Annotated in this window: 14 protein-coding genes; 7 read left to right on the top strand and 7 right to left on the bottom strand. The window is 46.1% G+C overall.

The genetic code is table 11. The features are described from left to right. Positions 1-586: 586 nt before the first annotated feature. Together MKX40_RS08535 and MKX40_RS08530 are read left to right on the top strand one after the other, a co-directional pair. The gene (locus MKX40_RS08535; RefSeq protein WP_169478872.1) at positions 587-1,114 is read left to right on the top strand and encodes a phosphatase PAP2 family protein; all 528 of its coding nucleotides are present in this window, start codon (positions 587-589) and stop codon (positions 1,112-1,114) included. Positions 1,115-1,164: 50 nt separating this feature from the next. Next, complete coding sequence (locus MKX40_RS08530; protein ID WP_339240798.1) at positions 1,165-2,316, top strand: glycosyltransferase; 1,152 nt, start codon at positions 1,165-1,167, stop codon at positions 2,314-2,316. A gap of 140 nt (positions 2,317-2,456) precedes the next feature. Here MKX40_RS08530 and MKX40_RS08525 read toward each other — a convergent pair whose 3' ends face one another. The 3 genes from MKX40_RS08525 to MKX40_RS08515 form a co-directional block, all read right to left on the bottom strand. Then, positions 2,457-4,004 (bottom strand): extracellular solute-binding protein, encoded by a 1,548-nt coding sequence (locus tag MKX40_RS08525; protein ID WP_339240796.1) that lies wholly within the window; start codon positions 4,002-4,004, stop codon positions 2,457-2,459. Positions 4,005-4,110: 106 nt separating this feature from the next. Further along, positions 4,111-5,040, bottom strand: coding sequence for a carbohydrate ABC transporter permease (locus tag MKX40_RS08520; RefSeq protein ID WP_339240794.1), 930 nt, complete (start codon positions 5,038-5,040; stop codon positions 4,111-4,113). Between the two features lie 30 nt (positions 5,041-5,070). After that, positions 5,071-5,976, bottom strand: a complete 906-nt coding sequence (locus tag MKX40_RS08515) for an ABC transporter permease subunit (RefSeq protein ID WP_017689672.1) — start codon at positions 5,974-5,976, stop codon at positions 5,071-5,073. A 408-nt stretch (positions 5,977-6,384) separates the two neighbouring features. On the opposite strand from MKX40_RS08515, the gene MKX40_RS08510 reads away from it, so the two are divergent. Beyond that, complete coding sequence (locus MKX40_RS08510) at positions 6,385-8,637, top strand: helix-turn-helix domain-containing protein (protein ID WP_339240793.1); 2,253 nt, start codon at positions 6,385-6,387, stop codon at positions 8,635-8,637. Positions 8,638-8,756: 119 nt separating this feature from the next. Here the strand turns inward: MKX40_RS08510 and trmB are convergent, their stop codons facing one another. Then, complete coding sequence (gene trmB / locus MKX40_RS08505) at positions 8,757-9,512, bottom strand: tRNA (guanosine(46)-N7)-methyltransferase TrmB (RefSeq protein WP_339240792.1); 756 nt, start codon at positions 9,510-9,512, stop codon at positions 8,757-8,759. Between the two features lie 152 nt (positions 9,513-9,664). Next, positions 9,665-9,865, bottom strand: coding sequence for a hypothetical protein (locus MKX40_RS08500; RefSeq protein WP_036610190.1), 201 nt, complete (start codon positions 9,863-9,865; stop codon positions 9,665-9,667). A 317-nt stretch (positions 9,866-10,182) separates the two neighbouring features. On the opposite strand from MKX40_RS08500, the gene MKX40_RS08495 reads away from it, so the two are divergent. The 4 genes from MKX40_RS08495 to MKX40_RS08480 all read left to right on the top strand — a co-directional run bounded on the left by MKX40_RS08495 (position 10,183) and on the right by MKX40_RS08480 (position 13,910). Beyond that, the gene (locus MKX40_RS08495) at positions 10,183-11,136 is read left to right on the top strand and encodes a TIGR01212 family radical SAM protein (RefSeq protein WP_036610193.1); all 954 of its coding nucleotides are present in this window, start codon (positions 10,183-10,185) and stop codon (positions 11,134-11,136) included. Then, the gene (locus tag MKX40_RS08490) at positions 11,137-11,721 is read left to right on the top strand and encodes a class I SAM-dependent methyltransferase (protein ID WP_339240791.1); all 585 of its coding nucleotides are present in this window, start codon (positions 11,137-11,139) and stop codon (positions 11,719-11,721) included. A gap of 189 nt (positions 11,722-11,910) precedes the next feature. Beyond that, entirely contained in the window at positions 11,911-12,888 is a 978-nt protein-coding gene (locus MKX40_RS08485) for a type I phosphomannose isomerase catalytic subunit (protein ID WP_339240789.1), read from the top strand. Positions 12,889-12,929: 41 nt separating this feature from the next. Beyond that, positions 12,930-13,910, top strand: coding sequence for an alpha/beta hydrolase (locus MKX40_RS08480; RefSeq protein ID WP_339240787.1), 981 nt, complete (start codon positions 12,930-12,932; stop codon positions 13,908-13,910). Positions 13,911-14,043: 133 nt separating this feature from the next. Here the strand turns inward: MKX40_RS08480 and odhB are convergent, their stop codons facing one another. After that, positions 14,044-15,315 carry a 2-oxoglutarate dehydrogenase complex dihydrolipoyllysine-residue succinyltransferase gene (gene odhB / locus MKX40_RS08475; RefSeq protein ID WP_339240785.1) on the bottom strand — a complete coding sequence of 424 codons (1,272 nt, stop codon included), beginning with the start codon at positions 15,313-15,315 and terminating at the stop codon, positions 14,044-14,046. 5 nt (positions 15,316-15,320) lie between these two features. Further along, positions 15,321-18,194, bottom strand: coding sequence for a 2-oxoglutarate dehydrogenase E1 component (locus MKX40_RS08470; RefSeq protein ID WP_339240783.1), 2,874 nt, complete (start codon positions 18,192-18,194; stop codon positions 15,321-15,323). Positions 18,195-18,544 lie beyond the last annotated feature (350 nt).

Genomic DNA, 18,544 nt, shown 5'->3' with positions numbered 1-18,544 from the left:
ATCAGGCAATGTTTCAAAGCTTGGTTGCTATCAGTTGGCTGCTTTATCGATTCTGTATTCTTTTCAGTCATTTGTCAAAACCCCAATTCCACTTTCTGAACGAGAAATGTGATCTTTAAACGCTGAATAGACACTTCGTGATACCACAACCTCGCATTCATGCCTGTTATATCTTATTTTCAGCCGTTTACTTGATTTTTATTTCTAAAGTCCCTGCTTTTTTCATCAGCATGTTATTCTTCGTCAGAGGCTCTATAACAAATAACGCAAACAGACCTCAAAAAGTTTAAACCAAAACTCACATTTTTTTTACCTCATTTCAGCCATGTTGAATCATTGTATCTTTTTTGGCTAACCCAAGTCAAAAAGTTAAGATGGGTATATATCCACTCTTTAACATGAATTTTACGTTCTTTACATGGGTTCTTCTTGAAAAGGACAACATTTAAAAATATGATAAACATATACCTGAAATAACCTCAAGTTCATGAAAAACGGTTATATATTAATCAGGACGAAACCGGATGCAGAAAATGACCGGAAATAATGCCGCCATTACAGGCGGCCTGACTGGCAGGAGGCCAATATGAGCCGTTTATTCTTAAAGTTTCAAGATTATGATCGAAATGTTTTTATGTGGATCAACGGCCGACTTCATAACCGTTTTATGAATTTTTGGCTGTATTATTTCACCCATCTGGGTGGAGCAACTTCTTCTATTGCAGTATCTTTGTTAATCTGGCTGCTTGCTCCGGCTCCATGGAGCACAACAGGACTCCAAGCTTGCATCGCTCTTGCGGTCAGCCACATTCCTGTAGCCATCGCAAAAAAATTGTATCCCCGCATTAGACCTTATCTGGCCTTGCCGGATACAATTACATTTCGGAATCCCCTGACGGACCATTCGTTTCCATCAGGACACACAACTGCCATTTTTTCGGTCACGGTTCCATTTATGACCACTGATCCGATCTTATTGCTAATATTGTTGCCTGTGGCTCTTATTGTCGGATTCTCTCGCATTTATCTGGGATTACACTATCCTTCCGATGTTCTGGCAGGTGCCACAATAGGTACTTTAGTCGCACTTGCAACAGTTGCATTCTGGTCTTAAAGCCGATATGTTAGACTCAGAAAAACCTAGCAGGAACAGGTGAAGTAAGCGTGGAGAAAAAAAGAGTATTACTATTATCTGAAGGCTTTGGTACGGGTCATACTCAAGCCGCCTATGCACTATCCAGCAATCTGCGAAAGCTCTCGTCAGACGTGCAGACGAAAGTGCTGGAACTGGGAAGTTTCTTAAATCCCAAGGTTGCACCTCTTATTATAACAGCATACAAAAAAACGGTTACCAACCAACCCAAACTTGTCGGATACGTATACAGACACCAATATAAAAAATCATTGAATCGGCTGACAACACTCGCATTGCACAAGCTGTTCTATACCCATACACGCAGCGTTGTGCGCCAGTTACGTCCCGATGCAATTGTCTGTACCCATCCGATCCCCAGTGCTGTCATAGCCAGACTGAAACGTCTGGGTGCACAGATTCCTCTTTGCACAGTCATCACCGACTATGATGCACATGGGACATGGATTAACCGTGAAGTAGATCTTTATCTGGTTTCTTCAGATGAGGTTAAGTCCAAACTATTGCTTCGTGGCGTACCTATAGACAAAATTCGAGTCACCGGCATTCCGGTGCATCCGAACTTCTGGGAACATCCCGGACGAGAAGAGATCCGAAGCAGATTCAACCTCAAAAATATGCCCACTGTACTGGTAATGGGCGGCGGTTGGGGCATGCTCAGCGACGAGCTGGTCCATCCGTTGCTGACACGGTGGCATAAAGATATTCAGATTATTTTTTGTCTGGGTCGCAATGATAAAGCACGGATCAGCATGGAACAGAACCCCATGTATCGCAAAGAGAACATTCATATTATCGGGTACACCAACGAAGTGGACAAATTGATGGAAGTCTCCGACCTGCTGATCACCAAACCTGGAGGAATGACATGCAGCGAAGGCTTAGCCAAAGGAATTCCGATGTTGTTCCACAACCCTATACCTGGTCAGGAAGAAGAAAACGTCCATTATTTTACCGCTAGAGGGTTGGGAGAACCCATATCTTCGTCTGACGTAGTTATTAAATGGATGAACAAACTGCTGCACCACTATCCGGATGTCGTACGTAAACGCAAACGTCATCTGGCGGAAATTGCCAAGGTTCATCCAATGGAGAGCGCTCAAAGTATTCTCGATCTGTTGGAGGACGTTCGTCCTTCATCCGCAGAAGAGGCCCATATATGAATTTATCCGAACATTTGCTGCTTCCCGCATATCTCGTCCAATTACGCCTTTAAGCGGCGGCTTCAAACAAACCTGCAACCACATTGAAAAGGTGCCTTCGACTTTGAAGGCACCTTTTCTGTATGAAGGAAAGTACAAATTTACTGAATGCCTGCTGATTTCAAGTACTCCTGCCACTGCTTGGTGTATTCTGACTGAATTTTTTCTAATCCCGCTTGTTTTGCCTTCTCCATAAATGTGTTCAACCCAGCCTCTACGTCTGCCACCAAACCCACATTAAGCGGATACAAATATTGTTTCTCAACTTGCTCCAATGCAGCTTTCTCGGCCTGATATGGAGTCCAGTCTTCCGCAAATCCGGTAAAAATATCTGGCTTTTTGATTTTGTCCAGATCCTCGAACATGGTCAGGACATCATCAAAGGTTTTATCATAGAGCATAAATTCCGGATTACGCCAAGCCCAGCCATTCATGCCCTCACGCGGGAAGCCGTTCGTTTGTGCATCCCCCACCATTTTGTAGTATCCATTATCTACCTCGAAGTTTTTGCCCTCCACGCCGTATTCAGTCAACCAATTATATCGTTTGTCTGTCACAAGCTTTTCGTAAAATGCCAATGCTTTTTCCGGGTTCTTACTACTGCGTGGAATCGCAAACCCATTGTGGATCGGGTGAACAGGTTGTGCAAACCCTTTTGCATTCGGGTAAGGGAAATAAGCCAGTTTCCAATCTGGATGCGTAGACTGCACCTTGATAACATCTGCATTAAATTTGTTAGGGTTCTCCCCGGACAGAACAACAGCCGCTTTTCCATTTTGCAGCAATGAGTTGGAAGTATCTTTTACATTCAGTACGTTTTTCGGGAAGAATCCTTTGTCCATCCAGCGTTTGTATGTTTTCAGGTCTTCCAGATGTTGTGCCGATCCCCAATAGGACGTCACGGTCGAAGGTGTGTCATACATAATATCCAATCCATATGGAAGTTGACCCGCTGTATTCACCAGCTTGGATGTCAGTTGACGGATACCGTGCGTATGGTTGGCATTGCTATCCGCGATCGGAATCATATTGGGTTCGTTGGCCTTAATGCCTTCCAGATACGCTTCGAGTGTCTCGAGCGATTCTGGCTTCGGAAGATTGTACTTCTCGCGCAAATCCTCGCGGTACGCAATCCCCTCGGTTACATACTCAATCCAAGTAGATGGAACCGTATAGATTTTGTCATTGATTTTGACAGCATCCCACATGTCATCAGGGACATGAGCTTTAAGTGCTGGTGCTGCTTTAGGCAGCATTTCATCCAGTGCCAGAAACGCTCCCTTCTTGGCATAGGACTGGTAGAATGTCCAATCCGCTGTGAAGATCAGATCGATCGGCTGTCCGGAAGACAGCAGCAGTTTATATTTTTGATCCCAGTCGGTCCAGGAGGTGTAGTTGAATTTCACATTGACGTTCAGATCAGCCTCAGCCAGCTTATTAATCTCGGATTCAATGACAGGCAGATCTTTCGGAGCATCCCCAAGCATGTAAAATTGCAGTGTTACTTTATCACCTTTATTCTCGGATGTTCCCCCTTGCTCGCTTCCTTGCGCCGATCCCCCCGAACCATTGTTGCATGCGGCAAGCACCCCGGCGAACAACATCAGGGCAAGTACCAGAGACAGGTGCCGAATTGTTTTGTTACGCATACGCATCCTCCCTTTTTGTGGTGAACCTTTATATGTTAGCGCAGACTCGCCATGTTTCAGACCGAAGATGATGCTAGCAGCCTGATATCCAGAGCGTGTTCACGTTCTAACCTTTCACTGCACCAATCGTAAGTCCTTTGACAAAATAACGTTGTACAAACGGATACAGGAACAAAATCGGTCCCGTCACAACGATCGCCATCGCCATCTTGGTTGATTCCGTAGGCACATCCTGACTAAGCGTGATCCCTGTGCCAATCGCCATCTGGTCAATAAAAGTAATCGTGTTCATCGTGTTATAAAGATAAAATTGCAGTTGGTACATATCAGGATTGTTAATGAAGAGCGATGAGGTAAACCAGTCATTCCAGTACCCCAATGCCAGAAACAGACCTACAGTAGCAATCCCAGGCATCGCCAGTTTCAACACAATGCTGAAATAGATGCGGAAGTCGTTAGCTCCGTCAATCTTGGCTGACTCGACCAACTCATCCGGCACAGCCGAACGAATGAAGTTTTTCATCAAGATAATGAGGAACGGTGTCATCAACCCCGGGAAAATCAGTACGGTATACGTATCTGTGAGGTTGAAGTAGTTCGCCAGCATAATGTACCAAGGCACAAGTCCCCCACCAAACAACGTTGTGAAGTAGATAAAAAATGAGAACGTGTTCCGATATTTAAAGTCCTTACGCTGGAGCACAAAGCCGGCCATCGTGATGAGAAACAGCCCTAGCGTGGTCCCCACCACCGTTGTAAAAACGGTTACCCCATAAGCCTTGAGTACCTGAGTCGGGAATTTGAACACCATTTTGTAACCTTCCAGGGAAAAGTCCGTTGGAAAGAGGTGATAGCCATCCCTTACAATGGATTCGTTGCTGCTAAACGAACCGGATAGAATCAGAAGAAAAGGTAACAGGCACATGATGGATAAGATGATGATGAAGCTATAGGAAATCAGTTGAAACATGAAAGTAAACTCCGAATCTCTGAGACGTGTATTCGTACGCGTGCGAGTATTCATTGGCGTGTTCATGATCGTTCTCCCTTCTGCCCTGGGGGCGTTCTAGAACAAGGCGTAGTCCTCATTTACTTTGCGGATAATATAGTTGACGGTCATAATCAAAATGAATCCAAACAAGGACTGATACAGACCAGCAGCCGTTGCCATCCCGATATCAAACGTTACTTTCAGAGAACGATAAACATACGTATCAATAATATCTGTAGCGTTGTATAGCACCCCGTTGTTGCCAATCAGTTGATAGAACAGGTCAAACTGTCCCTTCATGATGCTGCCGAGCGAGAACAACAATAGGATGACAAAGGTTGGCTTCAACATTGGTACCGTAATGTACCAGATCCGCTGAAATATATTGGCTCCGTCGATTCGGGCAGCTTCATAATACTCGTCACTGATCCCCGTTATGGCGGCTAGATAGATGACCATGCTGTATCCGAGATTCTTCCACAGATAAAAAATGATGATCAGAAATACCCATATCCAAGGTGTATTATAAATATCCACCGGTCCAGCCTCGAAACGTTTGAGCACCGTGTTCACAAAACCCGACTCATAGTTGAACATGTTGTAAGCGATTACACTTAATAGTACAAACGAGATGAAGTACGGCAAGAACATGACGGATTGCGTAATTTTTTTGAATAACCTGCCCCGGATTTCGCTAAGCATGATCGCACAGAAGATCGCCAGTCCGTTTCCTAATATAATGAAGGCGAGGTTGTAACCCACAGTGTTGGTTGTGAGCTTCAGCAGCATTCCGGATTGCCATAGGAACTTAAAGTTCTCCAGACCGACAAATGGACTGCCAAACAGTCCGCCTTCAAAATCATACCGGGTGAACGCATAATAGATACCAACCATTGGAAAATACGAGTTAATCAGAAAAAAGATCAGCGTGGGCAACAGCATCAGAAACATGATTTTGTTTTTGTTCAATTCTTTGAGCATGGCTCGATCCCTCCCGAATTTCTTGCGGTGCTGCGTGGTGGAGCTCTCTTTTTATTGTAGGTGCTCCCTTCGCTCACGGATACTGAAGCTTCCCCTCAGAAAATGAACGATTCTGCGAAATGAACTATGAACAAAACGAACGAACCATGAAATGAACAGACATCCACACGCATCCGTTCACAAATCTTGATATCGTGCATAGGCTGCACCTGGTGAACAATCCTGCGAAAGTTGAACTTTATGTAGAGAAAGTAGGCAAAACAGCCTGTCCAGCGTTGATGTAAACGCATACATAATATATAATTCAAGATACTCTTGTTCTTCTGCTCATCCAGGTATGAAGTCTGGCGTATGTATATGAAGTTCTATGTTCTCCACCCATAACAAGAGGTCCAAGGGGGAAAAAGAATGCGTAAACGTTCAGAGGACAGTCAGCAGGTCTTCACACGGATTCTGATCGGCATTATCATCAGTACCGTCGCCACCTTGCTTGTGGCTTCTTCTATTTTGTATGTCAACTATAATCGGATTGCTCTTCGCCAGGTGTATCGTACTGATATGAACAGCCTTACACAAACCAGCCGTGAAGTAGCCAAAATGACCGAGACTGCGAAATCATTGTCATATCAGATCTATCAGGACTACACCATCTCATCATTACTGCTTTATTCCAAACCGAATATCTATGAGATTACATCGGCGATGGAGCAGCTCGACAACTACCGCATGTCCCTTCCCTTTATCGAATCTATCTATGTATATAACTCTAAAAGCAATGAATTTTTTATCAGTTCCAACGTGCGTAATGGGCAGCAGTCCGTCTCGGAGATCGACGATCAGGGGATTACAAGCATCCTCCAACGCTTCCATGACTATAAACCTTTTGTTCCCATCCCGCGTACATATCAGGTCGGCTCTACTGAAGAAACAGAGGTCAACAGCTACACTTATCTCTGTTACGACACGATCAATGACAACGCGAAATTAAACTATGCTGTCATCGTTAATATCAAGGATGATTGGCTCAGTCCGAACATGAATGCTGTGGATCAACCAGGCAAGACCTTTATCGTGAATGAGAATGGGGATCTATTATCCGACTTTGGTGATCGTTCATTGATGAAAAATCTCTCCAGTGAAGCTTTTATGAAGCCAATTATGCAGGATGCGGAGCATTCCGCTTATTTTACCGAGAAGGTCGACGGAGAAAAATCACTCATCACCTATACCGCTCCCGATGATCTGGGCTGGCGTTATGTGAGAATAACACCGTATGATCTGATTACCTCAGATATACGGAGTATGCGTACACATACCGTTCTGTTTTGTGTTGGACTTCTCATCGCAGGGTTGCTGCTCTCTTACCTTGTATCCCGAAAACTATATCACCCTATTGATAAGGTGCTTGTTCGTTTACGTGTGATGGAAGCAGAGCGACGTGGCAGTCTTCATCTGTTACGGCAGGATTTTCTGCGTGGGGCCTTGCAGGGTCGTGAAACAGTAACTGGAGGTATGTTGGAAGAACGGATGAAGTTCTACGGTTCCTCCATTGATGTTCAGCGTGCTTCCAGACTCGTATTGCTGCGTATTGATCATTTTACGGAATTCTGCGAAACGTATCGTGATGAGACCCAGCTTGTCAAATACGCCATGATGAACATTTGCACCGAGACAGCCGATCTCCACTATAATGCGGAAGCTGTGGATATGGGCGGTGATCTGATCACACTCATTTTCAACGAGAAAGCGGAATACCAGGAACTTGAGCAACCTGCTAACAACCGGATAGAAGAGCTGCTGCGCATGATGCAGGCTGCTGTAATGACCCATCTGAAATGCTCCATCTCCTGTACGATCGGCACGGAGGAAGATTCATTGGAAGACAGTATTGCTTCCTACACCAGATCAGCCGAAGCTTCACTGCATCGTTTGTTCATGGGACCCGGCTGTCTGATCTATACTTCTGACATTATGGCTTATCACGCCAAGGAGTACGCATTCCCGGCAGGTAAGGAAAGACAGCTTGTCGATCATCTAATGACAGGCAAGACGCAAGAAGCCAAGCAAGTCTATGCAGATATCGTCGGTGAAACAGCCGCTTATCCCTTCACCGTCTTCCAGCTAGCCTTATCCCATCTGACGATGACACTCAACCATGTACGAAATACCCTTAAGAAGAATAATCAACTCACGCTTGATTCTGTATCGGATGGACTCATGCTGCCTGTGAAAGAAGCGGAAGACATCAGTGAAGTGCATGAACACTTCTATCGTATGTTTGATGAGCTTGGTTCCAAAGTTGAAGAGAAACGTACACTGAAGCACGAAGAGTTGATTCGCAAAATCAACGGCATTATTGAGCGGGACTATGCGGACCCTAACCTATGTCTAACTTCTATTGCAGATGAGCTTAGCATGTCGCCCATCTATGTAAGCAGGCTCTACAAACAGCTCACCCTGAAAGGGTTAACGGACGTGATTAATGAAACCCGCATAGCCAAGGCTCAACATCTGCTGGTAGAGACAGAGAACTCCGTTGCCGATATTGCCGAGAGGACCGGATTCACCAACAGTTCCTATTTCTATCGCATGTTCAAAAAGTTCAACGGTGTTACACCGAACGATTATCGCCGCAAAGAGTTTCATTCAGAGAACTTTTGAAATCATCCCAGACATGATTTTTAGGAGCACTTCACAACGCCAAAAAGAGCGACCTATGAGAATGAACCATTCCCCTCATGTGTCGCTCTTCTTTAATGAGTTTAAGTTAGATTTCGATTTTATTCCTGTTCCTGACCTTCACCAGACTCATCTGTCGCTTCGCGAACTTTATACTTGTCCAGACGTGTCTGCTGATACTCACGCAGTGCCTCTTCACCCACAATCACTTCAACCCGGTGAATGTTCATGCCTTTGCCCATGAATTTCTGCTCATACTCGGTCATCACATGTTCTTCGTTAAGTCCATCGCGATGCAGGTTCAAAGACAGATTCGTCATTTGCAGACCAAAGTCGGCAATGGCGTTGAGTGAGAAATCAAACAGCGTCTCCGAATCGGTTTTGAAATGAATCTGTCCTTTTGCATTAAGCAATTCCGTGTATTTCTTCAGGAAGCGCGGGTGCGTCAACCGGCGACGTGCATGCTTTGCTTTTGGCCACGGATCGCTGAAGTTCAAATAAATGCGTTCCAGTTCTTCCGGTTCAAAAACTTCCTCGATCTGTTCAATGTTTGCCAGCGCAAGCTTCAGGTTCGGTGGTGTCTCCACATCTGCCTGGCTCCACGCATTCCGAGCTTTCTCACTGGCACGACGCACCAGCTCATCATACATATCAATACCGATGAAATTAAATTCCGGATATTTATAACTCATTTGGCTGATAAATTGACCTTTACCCATACCAAATTCCACGAAGATCGGATGGTTATTGCCAAACAGTTCAGACCATTTTCCTTTATGTTGCTTGGGGTCCAGTACAACAAGATCAACTTGTTGCTCTAGATTTTCTCTTATCCCTTTTCTGCCACGTAAACGCATTTTATTCCTCCGTTTGTCCCATACTTGTCTCAGACTTATTTTGCCGAAGAACTCGCAAATTGTAAAGAGCAATGAAAAGGGAATCTTCGGATCTGCCACTTTGGGCAAATCTCAAAGATTCCCTCTTCGATTTATTTGGAATTGGGGTCCAACTACTTTAGTAGTTCATAGTCTACCTTATCTTGGTGTGAAAAATCAAATGTCTTTTCGAAAGCATCGCGAACTTTTTGTCTTGCAGCCGCTTTCACTTTCGGATTTCCATTAAAACGAACACCCGTTAAAGCCAGTGCTTCTTCTGCCGTCAATTCAACAGACACATGATTCAATTCATTGTTTTTTACTTGGGAATTCATTCATATCACCTCACGGTATAGTATGGTCCATGACGTCAACATTGATTCAAATGCTATGATGAATAGTACCCATTAGATGGTGTCTGACGCTGATTTAAATATAACATAAGGTGTAAACTATAGCAAGGAGAAAACCTTGATTTTACGGCCTATTTTGCGTTTTGGTTCCCTTTTTTTTTAGTTTTTTGATACAATGATAAAAGTTCATGAAGACACCTATAATCGCTACCCATCGTCTATGACGGAAATCGCATAGCGCTTCTTCTTTTGTTCACGTATGATTACTGTAATTAGACAGCCAAAGGAGTACCTTGAAGATGAATGCACCTGCATTACAGTCCCCTCTCCTGTGGGGAGATAAACGATTCCATACCTGGAATTATGAGATGCGAGATCAATTCAATAATAAAGTTTTCAAAGTGATGCTGGATGCTGGATTCACCTGTCCCAACCGTGACGGTTCCATTGCCAAAGGTGGTTGCACCTTCTGCAGTGCGCGCGGATCAGGCGATTTTGCTGGCAGCAGACGTGAAGATCTGGTCACCCAATTCAATACAATTCGAGATAAACAGCACCTCAAGTGGCCTACAGCCCATTATATTGGTTACTTCCAAGCCTATACGAACACATATGCTCCGGTTGAGGAGCTTCGAGAATATTTTGAAGAAATTTTAGAGCAACCAGGTGTTGTTGGTCTGTCCATCGCCACGCGCCCGGATTGTTTGCCAGATGACGTTGTTGATTATTTGGCTGAACTGAACGAGCGCACATACTTGTGGGTTGAGATGGGGCTTCAAACGATCCACGATTCCACATCAACATTGATTAATCGGGCGCACGACACGAAGTGTTACGAAGAAGCGGTTGAGAAACTGCGCAAACGAAATATACGTGTGTGCACACATATCATATACGGTCTGCCTCAAGAAACGCATGAGATGATGCTGGACACAGGACGGGCAGTAGCCAATATGGATGTACAGGGCATCAAGATTCACCTGTTACATCTGATGCGTAAAACACCAATGGTAAAGCAATACGAAGCCGGTCTTTTACGTTTTCTCGATCAGGACGAGTATATCAAGCTGATCGTAGATACATTGGAGATGCTCCCGCCAGAAATGATCGTACACCGCCTTACAGGCGACGCACCGCGTGATCTGCTGATTGGACCAATGTGGTCCATGAACAAATGGGAAGTATTGAACTCCATTGATCGTGAGCTGCGAGAGCGGGATTCATGGCAGGGTAAGTATTGGAGGCGAGCATAGATGGGCTTTCTTTCGGTTCTCAGCTGTGCTCATCAGTGGATTGCTTCCCGTCTGCAGCCAGGTGATCTGGCCATAGATGCAACGGTTGGTACTGGGGCAGACACACTATTTTTGGCACAACAAGTAGGCAAACGTGGTCAAGTCATTGGATTCGATATTCAAAATGAAGCCCTTACGCTTGCACAGGCCCGGATTCGAAAACAAAACGACGAAGCCAAGCTTGGCTCCATCTCCATGCTTCAACTAAGTCATGATCGAATGGCAGAAGCCGTGCCGGAGTCATGGCTTGGTGCGGTTGGTGCAGTCATGTTTAATCTGGGATATCTGCCTTCGGAAAATGCAGATTCCTCCATCATAACCAAGACTGACAGTACAATTGCTGCACTCGAGGCCGCACTCGCTTTATTACGTACTCGCGGCATTATTACAGTTGTGCTCTACCCCGGTCATGACGGAGGCGCACAGGAAGCATCAGCCGTGTTGGAGTGGTCCTCTTCCCTGCCGGTAGAACAGGCACAGGTTGTACTGTATCGCCAATTACAGCGAGAAACTTCTCCTTTTCTGATCGGCATTGAGAAAAAATAATTTCCTTTGTTCACCAAATACAATAAACTAGACACAATCGCAAGGTGAGCTGTTAACGGCTTCTCCTTCCTGCGATCTGTGTTCTAAATCTACATATGCAAACGTATTCACTTGTTTATTCATGGCGATTACATGCCCATGACTGATTAAAGCGATCCACCATTTCATATACTAGAGGAGAGATTACTGATGTCTACGCCATACCCATTACAATTCCAACCTGAATTCAAAGAACGTGTGTGGGGCGGTCGTGCGCTGGAGCAATTCGGCCTTACGCCCCCTGAAGGACATATCGGAGAAGGCTGGATGATAGCCGATCATCCAAACGGTACAACCAAGGTATTAAATGGAGCACTAGCTGGCAAGGGTCTGGATGAAGTTCGTGAACAACTGGGCACCGAATGGCTTGGAACCAAAGGCGTTTCCGAAAAAGGCGGTCGTTTCCCCCTTCTGATTAAGCTGCTTGACTGCAACGATGACCTGTCCGTTCAGGTTCATCCCACAGACGAGTATGAGGCACTTCCTCCTGGCGAGCTTGGCAAAACAGAAATGTGGTATGTACTCGACGCAAAACCGGGCGCGCACATCATCTACGGCCTGAATGAAGGCGTGGATCGGGCAACATTGAAAGAGGCATTGGAAAATGGCACGGTGATGGATACCCTTCGTCAGGTACCTGTAGAAGCTGGTGATACGTTCTTTATCCCTGCCGGAACCGTACATGCGCTCTGTGCAGGTGTTGTTGTCGCTGAGATTCAGCAAAACTCGGATACAACTTACCGGATTTACGATTACAATCGTCCTGGACTGGATGGCAAACCACGTGAGTTGCATGTTGAAGACTCATTGAATGTCACCGCCTATGAGGGCGCAGGTGCTTCAACAATGAAAACAAATAACGCTACTCCTGGTGAATGGCTCAAGCTTGCGGAATGTCCTTATTTTGTGGTGGAAAAAGGGGTTGTAACTGAACGCTGGGAACTCTCCACCAATCCTGACAGCTTCACAATTCTCGTTGTCTGTGAAGGAGAAGGCACTTTGGAGTGGGCACATGCTGAATCAGACAGCATTGAATTGAAAGCTGGACAGTGTTATCTCTTGCCAGCCAATCTGGGTTCTTATACTTTAAACGGGAATACTACTGTTCTTCGCTCTTATCTGCCATAAATCAAGCTCATATGTAACCTGTGAAGGAGGAATTACACGAGATGCAGGAATCTACCTTTGCCTTGGTTGCTAGTGAAGGTACCCGTATTCATGTGTACCGCTGGCTTCCCGATCCGGAATGCGACGTTAAGGGTGTGGTGCAAATTGCACATGGCATGGGCGAGACGGCCGCCAGATACGCGGAATTTGCCAGCGTTCTTACTGAAAATGGCTATGCGGTCTATGCCAATGACCATCGGGGTCATGGCAAAACTGTGGAGAATGCCAAGCTACTCGGCAATGCTGGTGTCGATGCCTTCCGCTGGATGGCAAGTGATATGATTAATCTCGGCGAGGTAGCCGCCAAGGAGAATCCTGGGGTGCCCTTGTTTCTAATGGGACATAGCATGGGCTCATTCTTGGTACAACATCTCATGTACGCTGGTCATGAGCAGTACCATGCCTTTATTCTATCCGGGACGAATGGTAGACGTGGTCTGCTACGGTTTGGAGAGAAGCTGGCCTTCTTGCAATGCGGCATTCAGGGGGATACTCATCCCAGCATGCTGCTCAACGCGATTGTATTTGGTGGATTTAACCGCTCTTTCCGCCCTGCAACGACACCGTTTGATTGGTTGTCCCGGGACGCACAAGAGGTTCAGCGATTCATTGATGATCCCCTGTGCGGGGCAGTCTGTACAGCAGGCTTTTTCCGCGACTTCTTCAAATTGCTGCTCGAAGTCCATCTTCCACACAATATGGAGCGCATACCCAAACACAAACCCGTATATCTGTTCTCAGGTGAAAAGGACCCCGTTGGACTTCATGGCAAAGGTGTTCTTAATCTGGTCTCCCAGTACAAGAATCTTCAACTGGAGAATATTGAGTATCGCCTGTATCCGGGTGGACGCCACGAAATGCTGCATGAGATCAACCGAACAGAAGTGGCTCAGCATGTTGTAGACTGGCTAGAGCGGAATACCCCTGGCTCGAATACACACGATAGGCCTGTGAGCCTTACTGAAACAGCTGACTCTATATAATAGAGCCGGAACAATACAATACTATATTATAGCAAAAGAAACCCCTGAATCGGATGTACAGCTCACGCTGCGCTCCAATTCAGGGGTTTCTTGTTAAGCGATATGAATAATAGCCTTGATCAAACGTTATGGATTAACCTTCAATCAACAGTGATTCCGGGTCTTCAAGCAGTTCTTTCACGGTCACAAGGAAACGTACAGCTTCACTGCCGTCGATAATTCGGTGATCGTAAGATAGCGCGATGTACATCATTGGACGGTTTTCCATCCGCTCTGCATCAATCGCCACTGGACGAAGCTGGATCTTATGCATCCCCAGAATACCCACTTGTGGTGTATTCAGAATTGGCGTAGATAACAAGGAACCGAATGTTCCACCATTCGTGATGGTGAACGTTCCACCTTGTAGATCAGATAACGCCAGTGTGTTGGAACGAGCTTTGGATGCCAGGTCCGCAATGCTCTTCTCAATCTCGGCAAAGCCCAGTCGATCGGCATCACGTACAACCGGTACAACCAGTCCTTCTTTCGCAGATACGGCAATGCCGATATCATAATACTTTTTGAGTACAACATCTTCGCCATCAATCTCTGCGTTAATTGTAGGGAATTTTTTCAGAGCTCCCACAACTGCTTTGGTGAAGAAGGACATGAACCCGAGGTTAATCTCATGTTTCTCTTTGAACTTGTCCTTACGGCGTTTACGTACATCCATAATCGCAGTCATATCCACTTCATTAAACGTAGTCAACATAGCTGCAGTCTGCTGAGCCTCTACCAGACGTTTGGCAATGGTCGCACGACGGCGAGACATCCGCTGACGCTCCACTGGTTTGGTATACGTGGAACTTCCAGTTGCCGGAGCACTTGGTGCCGCAGGAGCTTTATTGGCAGGTGGAGCTGCCGGAGCAGGTGCCTGATTGTTATGGCTCTTCACGTCGTCCTGGTATACCCGTCCAATTGGATCTTTGCTCTGAACCTGATCCAACTCGATACCACGTTCACGTGCAAGCTTGCGAGCGGACGGTGAAGCCGTCTTGGCACTATCGGATGATTCCGGTGCCGCAGCAACAGGTGCTGTTGGTGTTGGTGCTTCAGGTGCAGGAGTAGCGGCCTTTTTCTCTTCTGCCGCTGCCGGTTCGGAAGCGGGTGCACCGCTTCCTCCTCCAGAGCCAGCTGAGAGTGTACCGATCGTTTCACCGATCTCTACCGTCTCCCCTTCCTGACGAATGATCTTCTCCAGCACGCCACTTTCTTCTGCGCTGATCTCGATATTTACTTTATCCGTTTCCAGTTCAAGAAGCACATCACCCTGATTAACGGTTTCCCCTTCTTTAACCATCCATCTGGATACAGTTCCCTCAGTTATTGACTCACCCATTGCAGGTACTTTAATTTCACTCACAGCTCTTACCTCCCCAGTGGAATATTATTCTTCGTCGTTTGTTTCAACGCAGATGTAATAATCTGTTGCTGTTCCATACTATGCACAAGCTGATAACCGCTGGAAGGACTTGCGTGTTCCGGGCGACCTTCGTATCTAACGGTTGTGCCTTCCGGAGCAACTTCGCGAAGACGAGGCTCCATGTAAGTCCAGGCGCCCATATTTTTGTTTTCTTCCTGTACCCATACCAGTTCTTTTACATTACTGAAACGTGCGAGGATACGTTTGATCTCTTCTGCCGGGAACGGATACAGCTGTTCCACTCGAATAATGTGAAGCCATGACCAATCTGCTTTGTCTTTTTCAAAAGCATCTTCCAAGTCAATGGCAATCTTGCCACTGCACAGAATAATGCGCTCCACACGATCCGGCTGCGTACCCAGCCCAGCTTGCTCAAGCACAAGTTCGAATTTGCCTTCACTGAATTCCACTGCCGGTGATGCAACACGCGGATTCCGGATGAGACTTTTCGGTGACATCATCACAAGTGGACGGGCATCTTCCGTTTCAGTCAACGAAGCTTGACGACGCAACAAGTGGAAGTACTGGGAAGCACTCGACAAGTTGGCAACCGTCATGTTGTCTTCTGCACACAACTGAAGGAAGCGTTCCAGACGAGCACTTGTATGCTCAGGTCCCTGACCTTCATTCGCATGTGGAAGCAACATCACCAGACTGGATTTTTGAGACCACTTGGCACGACCTGCGGATACAAACTGGTCAAAAATAACCTGTGCACAGTTGGCAAAATCCCCGAATTGAGCTTCCCAGATGACCAGTGTATCTGGTGAATATACGTTATATCCGTATTCGAATCCAACAACGGATTCTTCAGACAACGGACTGTTATAGATGGCAAAGGATGCTCTTGCCTGTGGCAAGTGATGCAACGGACAGAACTTGGCTCCGTTCTCCGAATCATGCAGTACCAGATTCCGATGAGCGAATGTAGCGCGCTCGGCATCCTGTCCACTAATCCGAATTGGTTTGCCATCAGCGAGAATGGTTGCAAATGCGAGTGTCTCCGCAAGGCTCCAATCCACTTTTTCCCCTTCGTTCAGGGAAGTGCTCCGGCGTTGCAAAATGCGCTGTAACTTCGGATACACATTGAAGTTCTCAGGCCATTTCAGCAGGTCCGCATTAATGCTGCGCAGATTCTCCAATGGTACGGCAGTAGGCGTAATTGTAACTGCTTCCGGCTCACTGATTTTCCGTTGGTAATATTCATGTACTTCATTTTTCTTCATCTGGTCATAAGCTTCTTTTAATTTGTTCGTTACTCCATCGCGAATGCTCGTAATGGACGCATCATCGATAACCGATTCCTGCTTCAATAGATCCTGATACAGGTGGCTTACCGTTGGATGGTTTTTCACCTTGTCATAAACGATAGGTTGAGTCGTTTCGGGATCATCAGTTTCATTATGGCCGTAACGACGGTAACCGATCAAATCGATCAGGAAATCCTTTTTAAAACGATTGCGATACTCTGCTGCCATACGAATGGCTGCAATACAAGCTTCCGGATTGTCCGCATTCACGTGTACAATCGGAATTTCGTACCCTTTAGCAAGGTCACTTGCGTAGTATGTTGAACGGGAATCACCGCTATCTGTAGTGAAACCCAGACGATTGTTAACGATAATATGGATGGTTCCACCATTCTGATATCCTGGCAGAGCTTTGAAGTTAAGTGTCTCCGCAACGATCCCTTCTCCAGGGAATGCGGCATCACCGTGCATCAAAATGGTAGCTGCCTTCGTTACATCCTGTTTCGGATATCCAGGGTCACGACGGTCATCCTGAGCCGCACGTGCAAAACCCTGTACAACCGGATTGACGTATTCCAGATGGCTCGGGTTATTCGCGAGAGTAAGACGGGCCTGCACAGTTTCCCCGTCTTTTACAAAACGGTTGGCACCCATATGATATTTGACATCCCCCGTCCAACCGTAGTTGATTCCCGTCGAACCTTCCGATGGAACCAGGTCTTTGTTCGGAGCATGATGGAATTCAGAGAAAATTTTGCTGTACGGTTTGCCTAATACATGGGCAAGTACGTTTAACCGTCCACGGTGGGCCATACCCATCAGAATGTGGCTAGATCCGGCTTCTGCCATGATACGAACAGCTTCATCCAGCATCGGTACAAGCACATCGTTACCCTCGATAGAGAAACGTTTCTGTCCAACAAATGTTTTGTGAAGATAGTCTTCAAATTGCTCAACTTCAACCAAACGTTCCAGCAAAGCCTTACGTTCTTTCGGCGTAAGTGGAGCTGGTGAAGTCCGGGATTCCGCACGGCGATTCAACCACTCACGTTCTTGAACTTCGTGCACATGACTGAATTCATAGGCCATGGGTCCAGTGTAAATCTGACGCAAGCGTTGGATTGCATCCCAACCGGTTGCTGTCTGCCCATCTGCACCTTCCCAGATCAGGGAAGCAGGCAAAGCTTTCAGATCTTCTTCGTTTAATTCAAAATGCTGAGGTTCCAGCAAAGATGTATCTGTATCTTCACTGATTCCAAGCGGGTCTATGTCTGCAGCAAGATGACCATACGTACGGATATTCCATACCAGCTTACCTGCTGTAACCGCTTTCTGTAATAATTGAATGTCCACGCTTCCGGAAGCCGATTGGGCGTTGCCGGAATTCGAGGTTGTGCGTGCATCCTTGCCAGACATTGGCGGTGCACCCCATTGTTCAAATAGTTCACGATAGGCCGGTGTAACCGAACCAGGGTCTTGAGCAAATAATTCATATTGTTCCTGTACGTATCCCATATTGGGGCCATAGTAACTTTCCCAGGGCTTCTTGTTGCCTTCCACGATCGTCATCGACGTTCCCTCCGTCTTGATTTAGTCATAAGTTTTTGACGGAAATCATTGACTAAGCCGTAATTTGCGTTCGTTCAACATTTTAAGCGAAATTTTTCATGAAGTCCAATAATCGTGCTGTTGGTGGTAGTAACGTTAGTCCGACGCTCCCGTCAAGGTTTGTCTGCGTTTTCAAAATCAAAGTAGAACAATGATTGTATATACCGTCGCACAGATGTCGAATACTGTCCTGATCCGTTCGAAGGTTACACTTTCTCCTCTTCTTCAAGTGAAGTCCGTGTTCTAATATCTATTCTATAAACTTTTACGCTCAGGAGCATTTCCTATTTTTAGCTCAATTGATGCATAAA

Origin of the sequence: Paenibacillus sp. FSL R5-0517 (genome assembly GCF_037974355.1) — a bacterium.
Classification (GTDB): Bacteria; Bacillota; Bacilli; order Paenibacillales; family Paenibacillaceae; genus Paenibacillus.
Note: the sequence above shows the minus strand (reverse complement) of the source record. Positions and strands in the feature narration are given on the sequence as shown.

Bases quoted from the DNA above. Each gene is read 5' to 3' on its own strand.
- MKX40_RS08510 (WP_339240793.1), top strand. From the start codon at position 6,385: ATGCGTAAACGTTCAGAGGACAGTCAGCAGGTCTTCACACGGATTCTG.
- MKX40_RS08485 (WP_339240789.1), top strand. From the start codon at position 11,911: ATGTCTACGCCATACCCATTACAATTCCAACCTGAATTCAAAGAACGT.
- MKX40_RS08470 (WP_339240783.1), bottom strand. From the start codon at position 18,194: ATGACGATCGTGGAAGGCAACAAGAAGCCCTGGGAAAGTTACTATGGC.
- MKX40_RS08495 (WP_036610193.1), top strand. From the start codon at position 10,183: ATGAATGCACCTGCATTACAGTCCCCTCTCCTGTGGGGAGATAAACGA.
- MKX40_RS08520 (WP_339240794.1), bottom strand. From the start codon at position 5,040: ATGAACACGCCAATGAATACTCGCACGCGTACGAATACACGTCTCAGA.
- MKX40_RS08515 (WP_017689672.1), bottom strand. From the start codon at position 5,976: ATGCTCAAAGAATTGAACAAAAACAAAATCATGTTTCTGATGCTGTTG.
- MKX40_RS08535 (WP_169478872.1), top strand. From the start codon at position 587: ATGAGCCGTTTATTCTTAAAGTTTCAAGATTATGATCGAAATGTTTTT.
- MKX40_RS08525 (WP_339240796.1), bottom strand. From the start codon at position 4,004: ATGCGTAACAAAACAATTCGGCACCTGTCTCTGGTACTTGCCCTGATG.
- MKX40_RS08480 (WP_339240787.1), top strand. From the start codon at position 12,930: ATGCAGGAATCTACCTTTGCCTTGGTTGCTAGTGAAGGTACCCGTATT.
- MKX40_RS08490 (WP_339240791.1), top strand. From the start codon at position 11,137: ATGGGCTTTCTTTCGGTTCTCAGCTGTGCTCATCAGTGGATTGCTTCC.
- trmB (WP_339240792.1), bottom strand. From the start codon at position 9,512: ATGCGTTTACGTGGCAGAAAAGGGATAAGAGAAAATCTAGAGCAACAA.
- MKX40_RS08500 (WP_036610190.1), bottom strand. From the start codon at position 9,865: ATGAATTCCCAAGTAAAAAACAATGAATTGAATCATGTGTCTGTTGAA.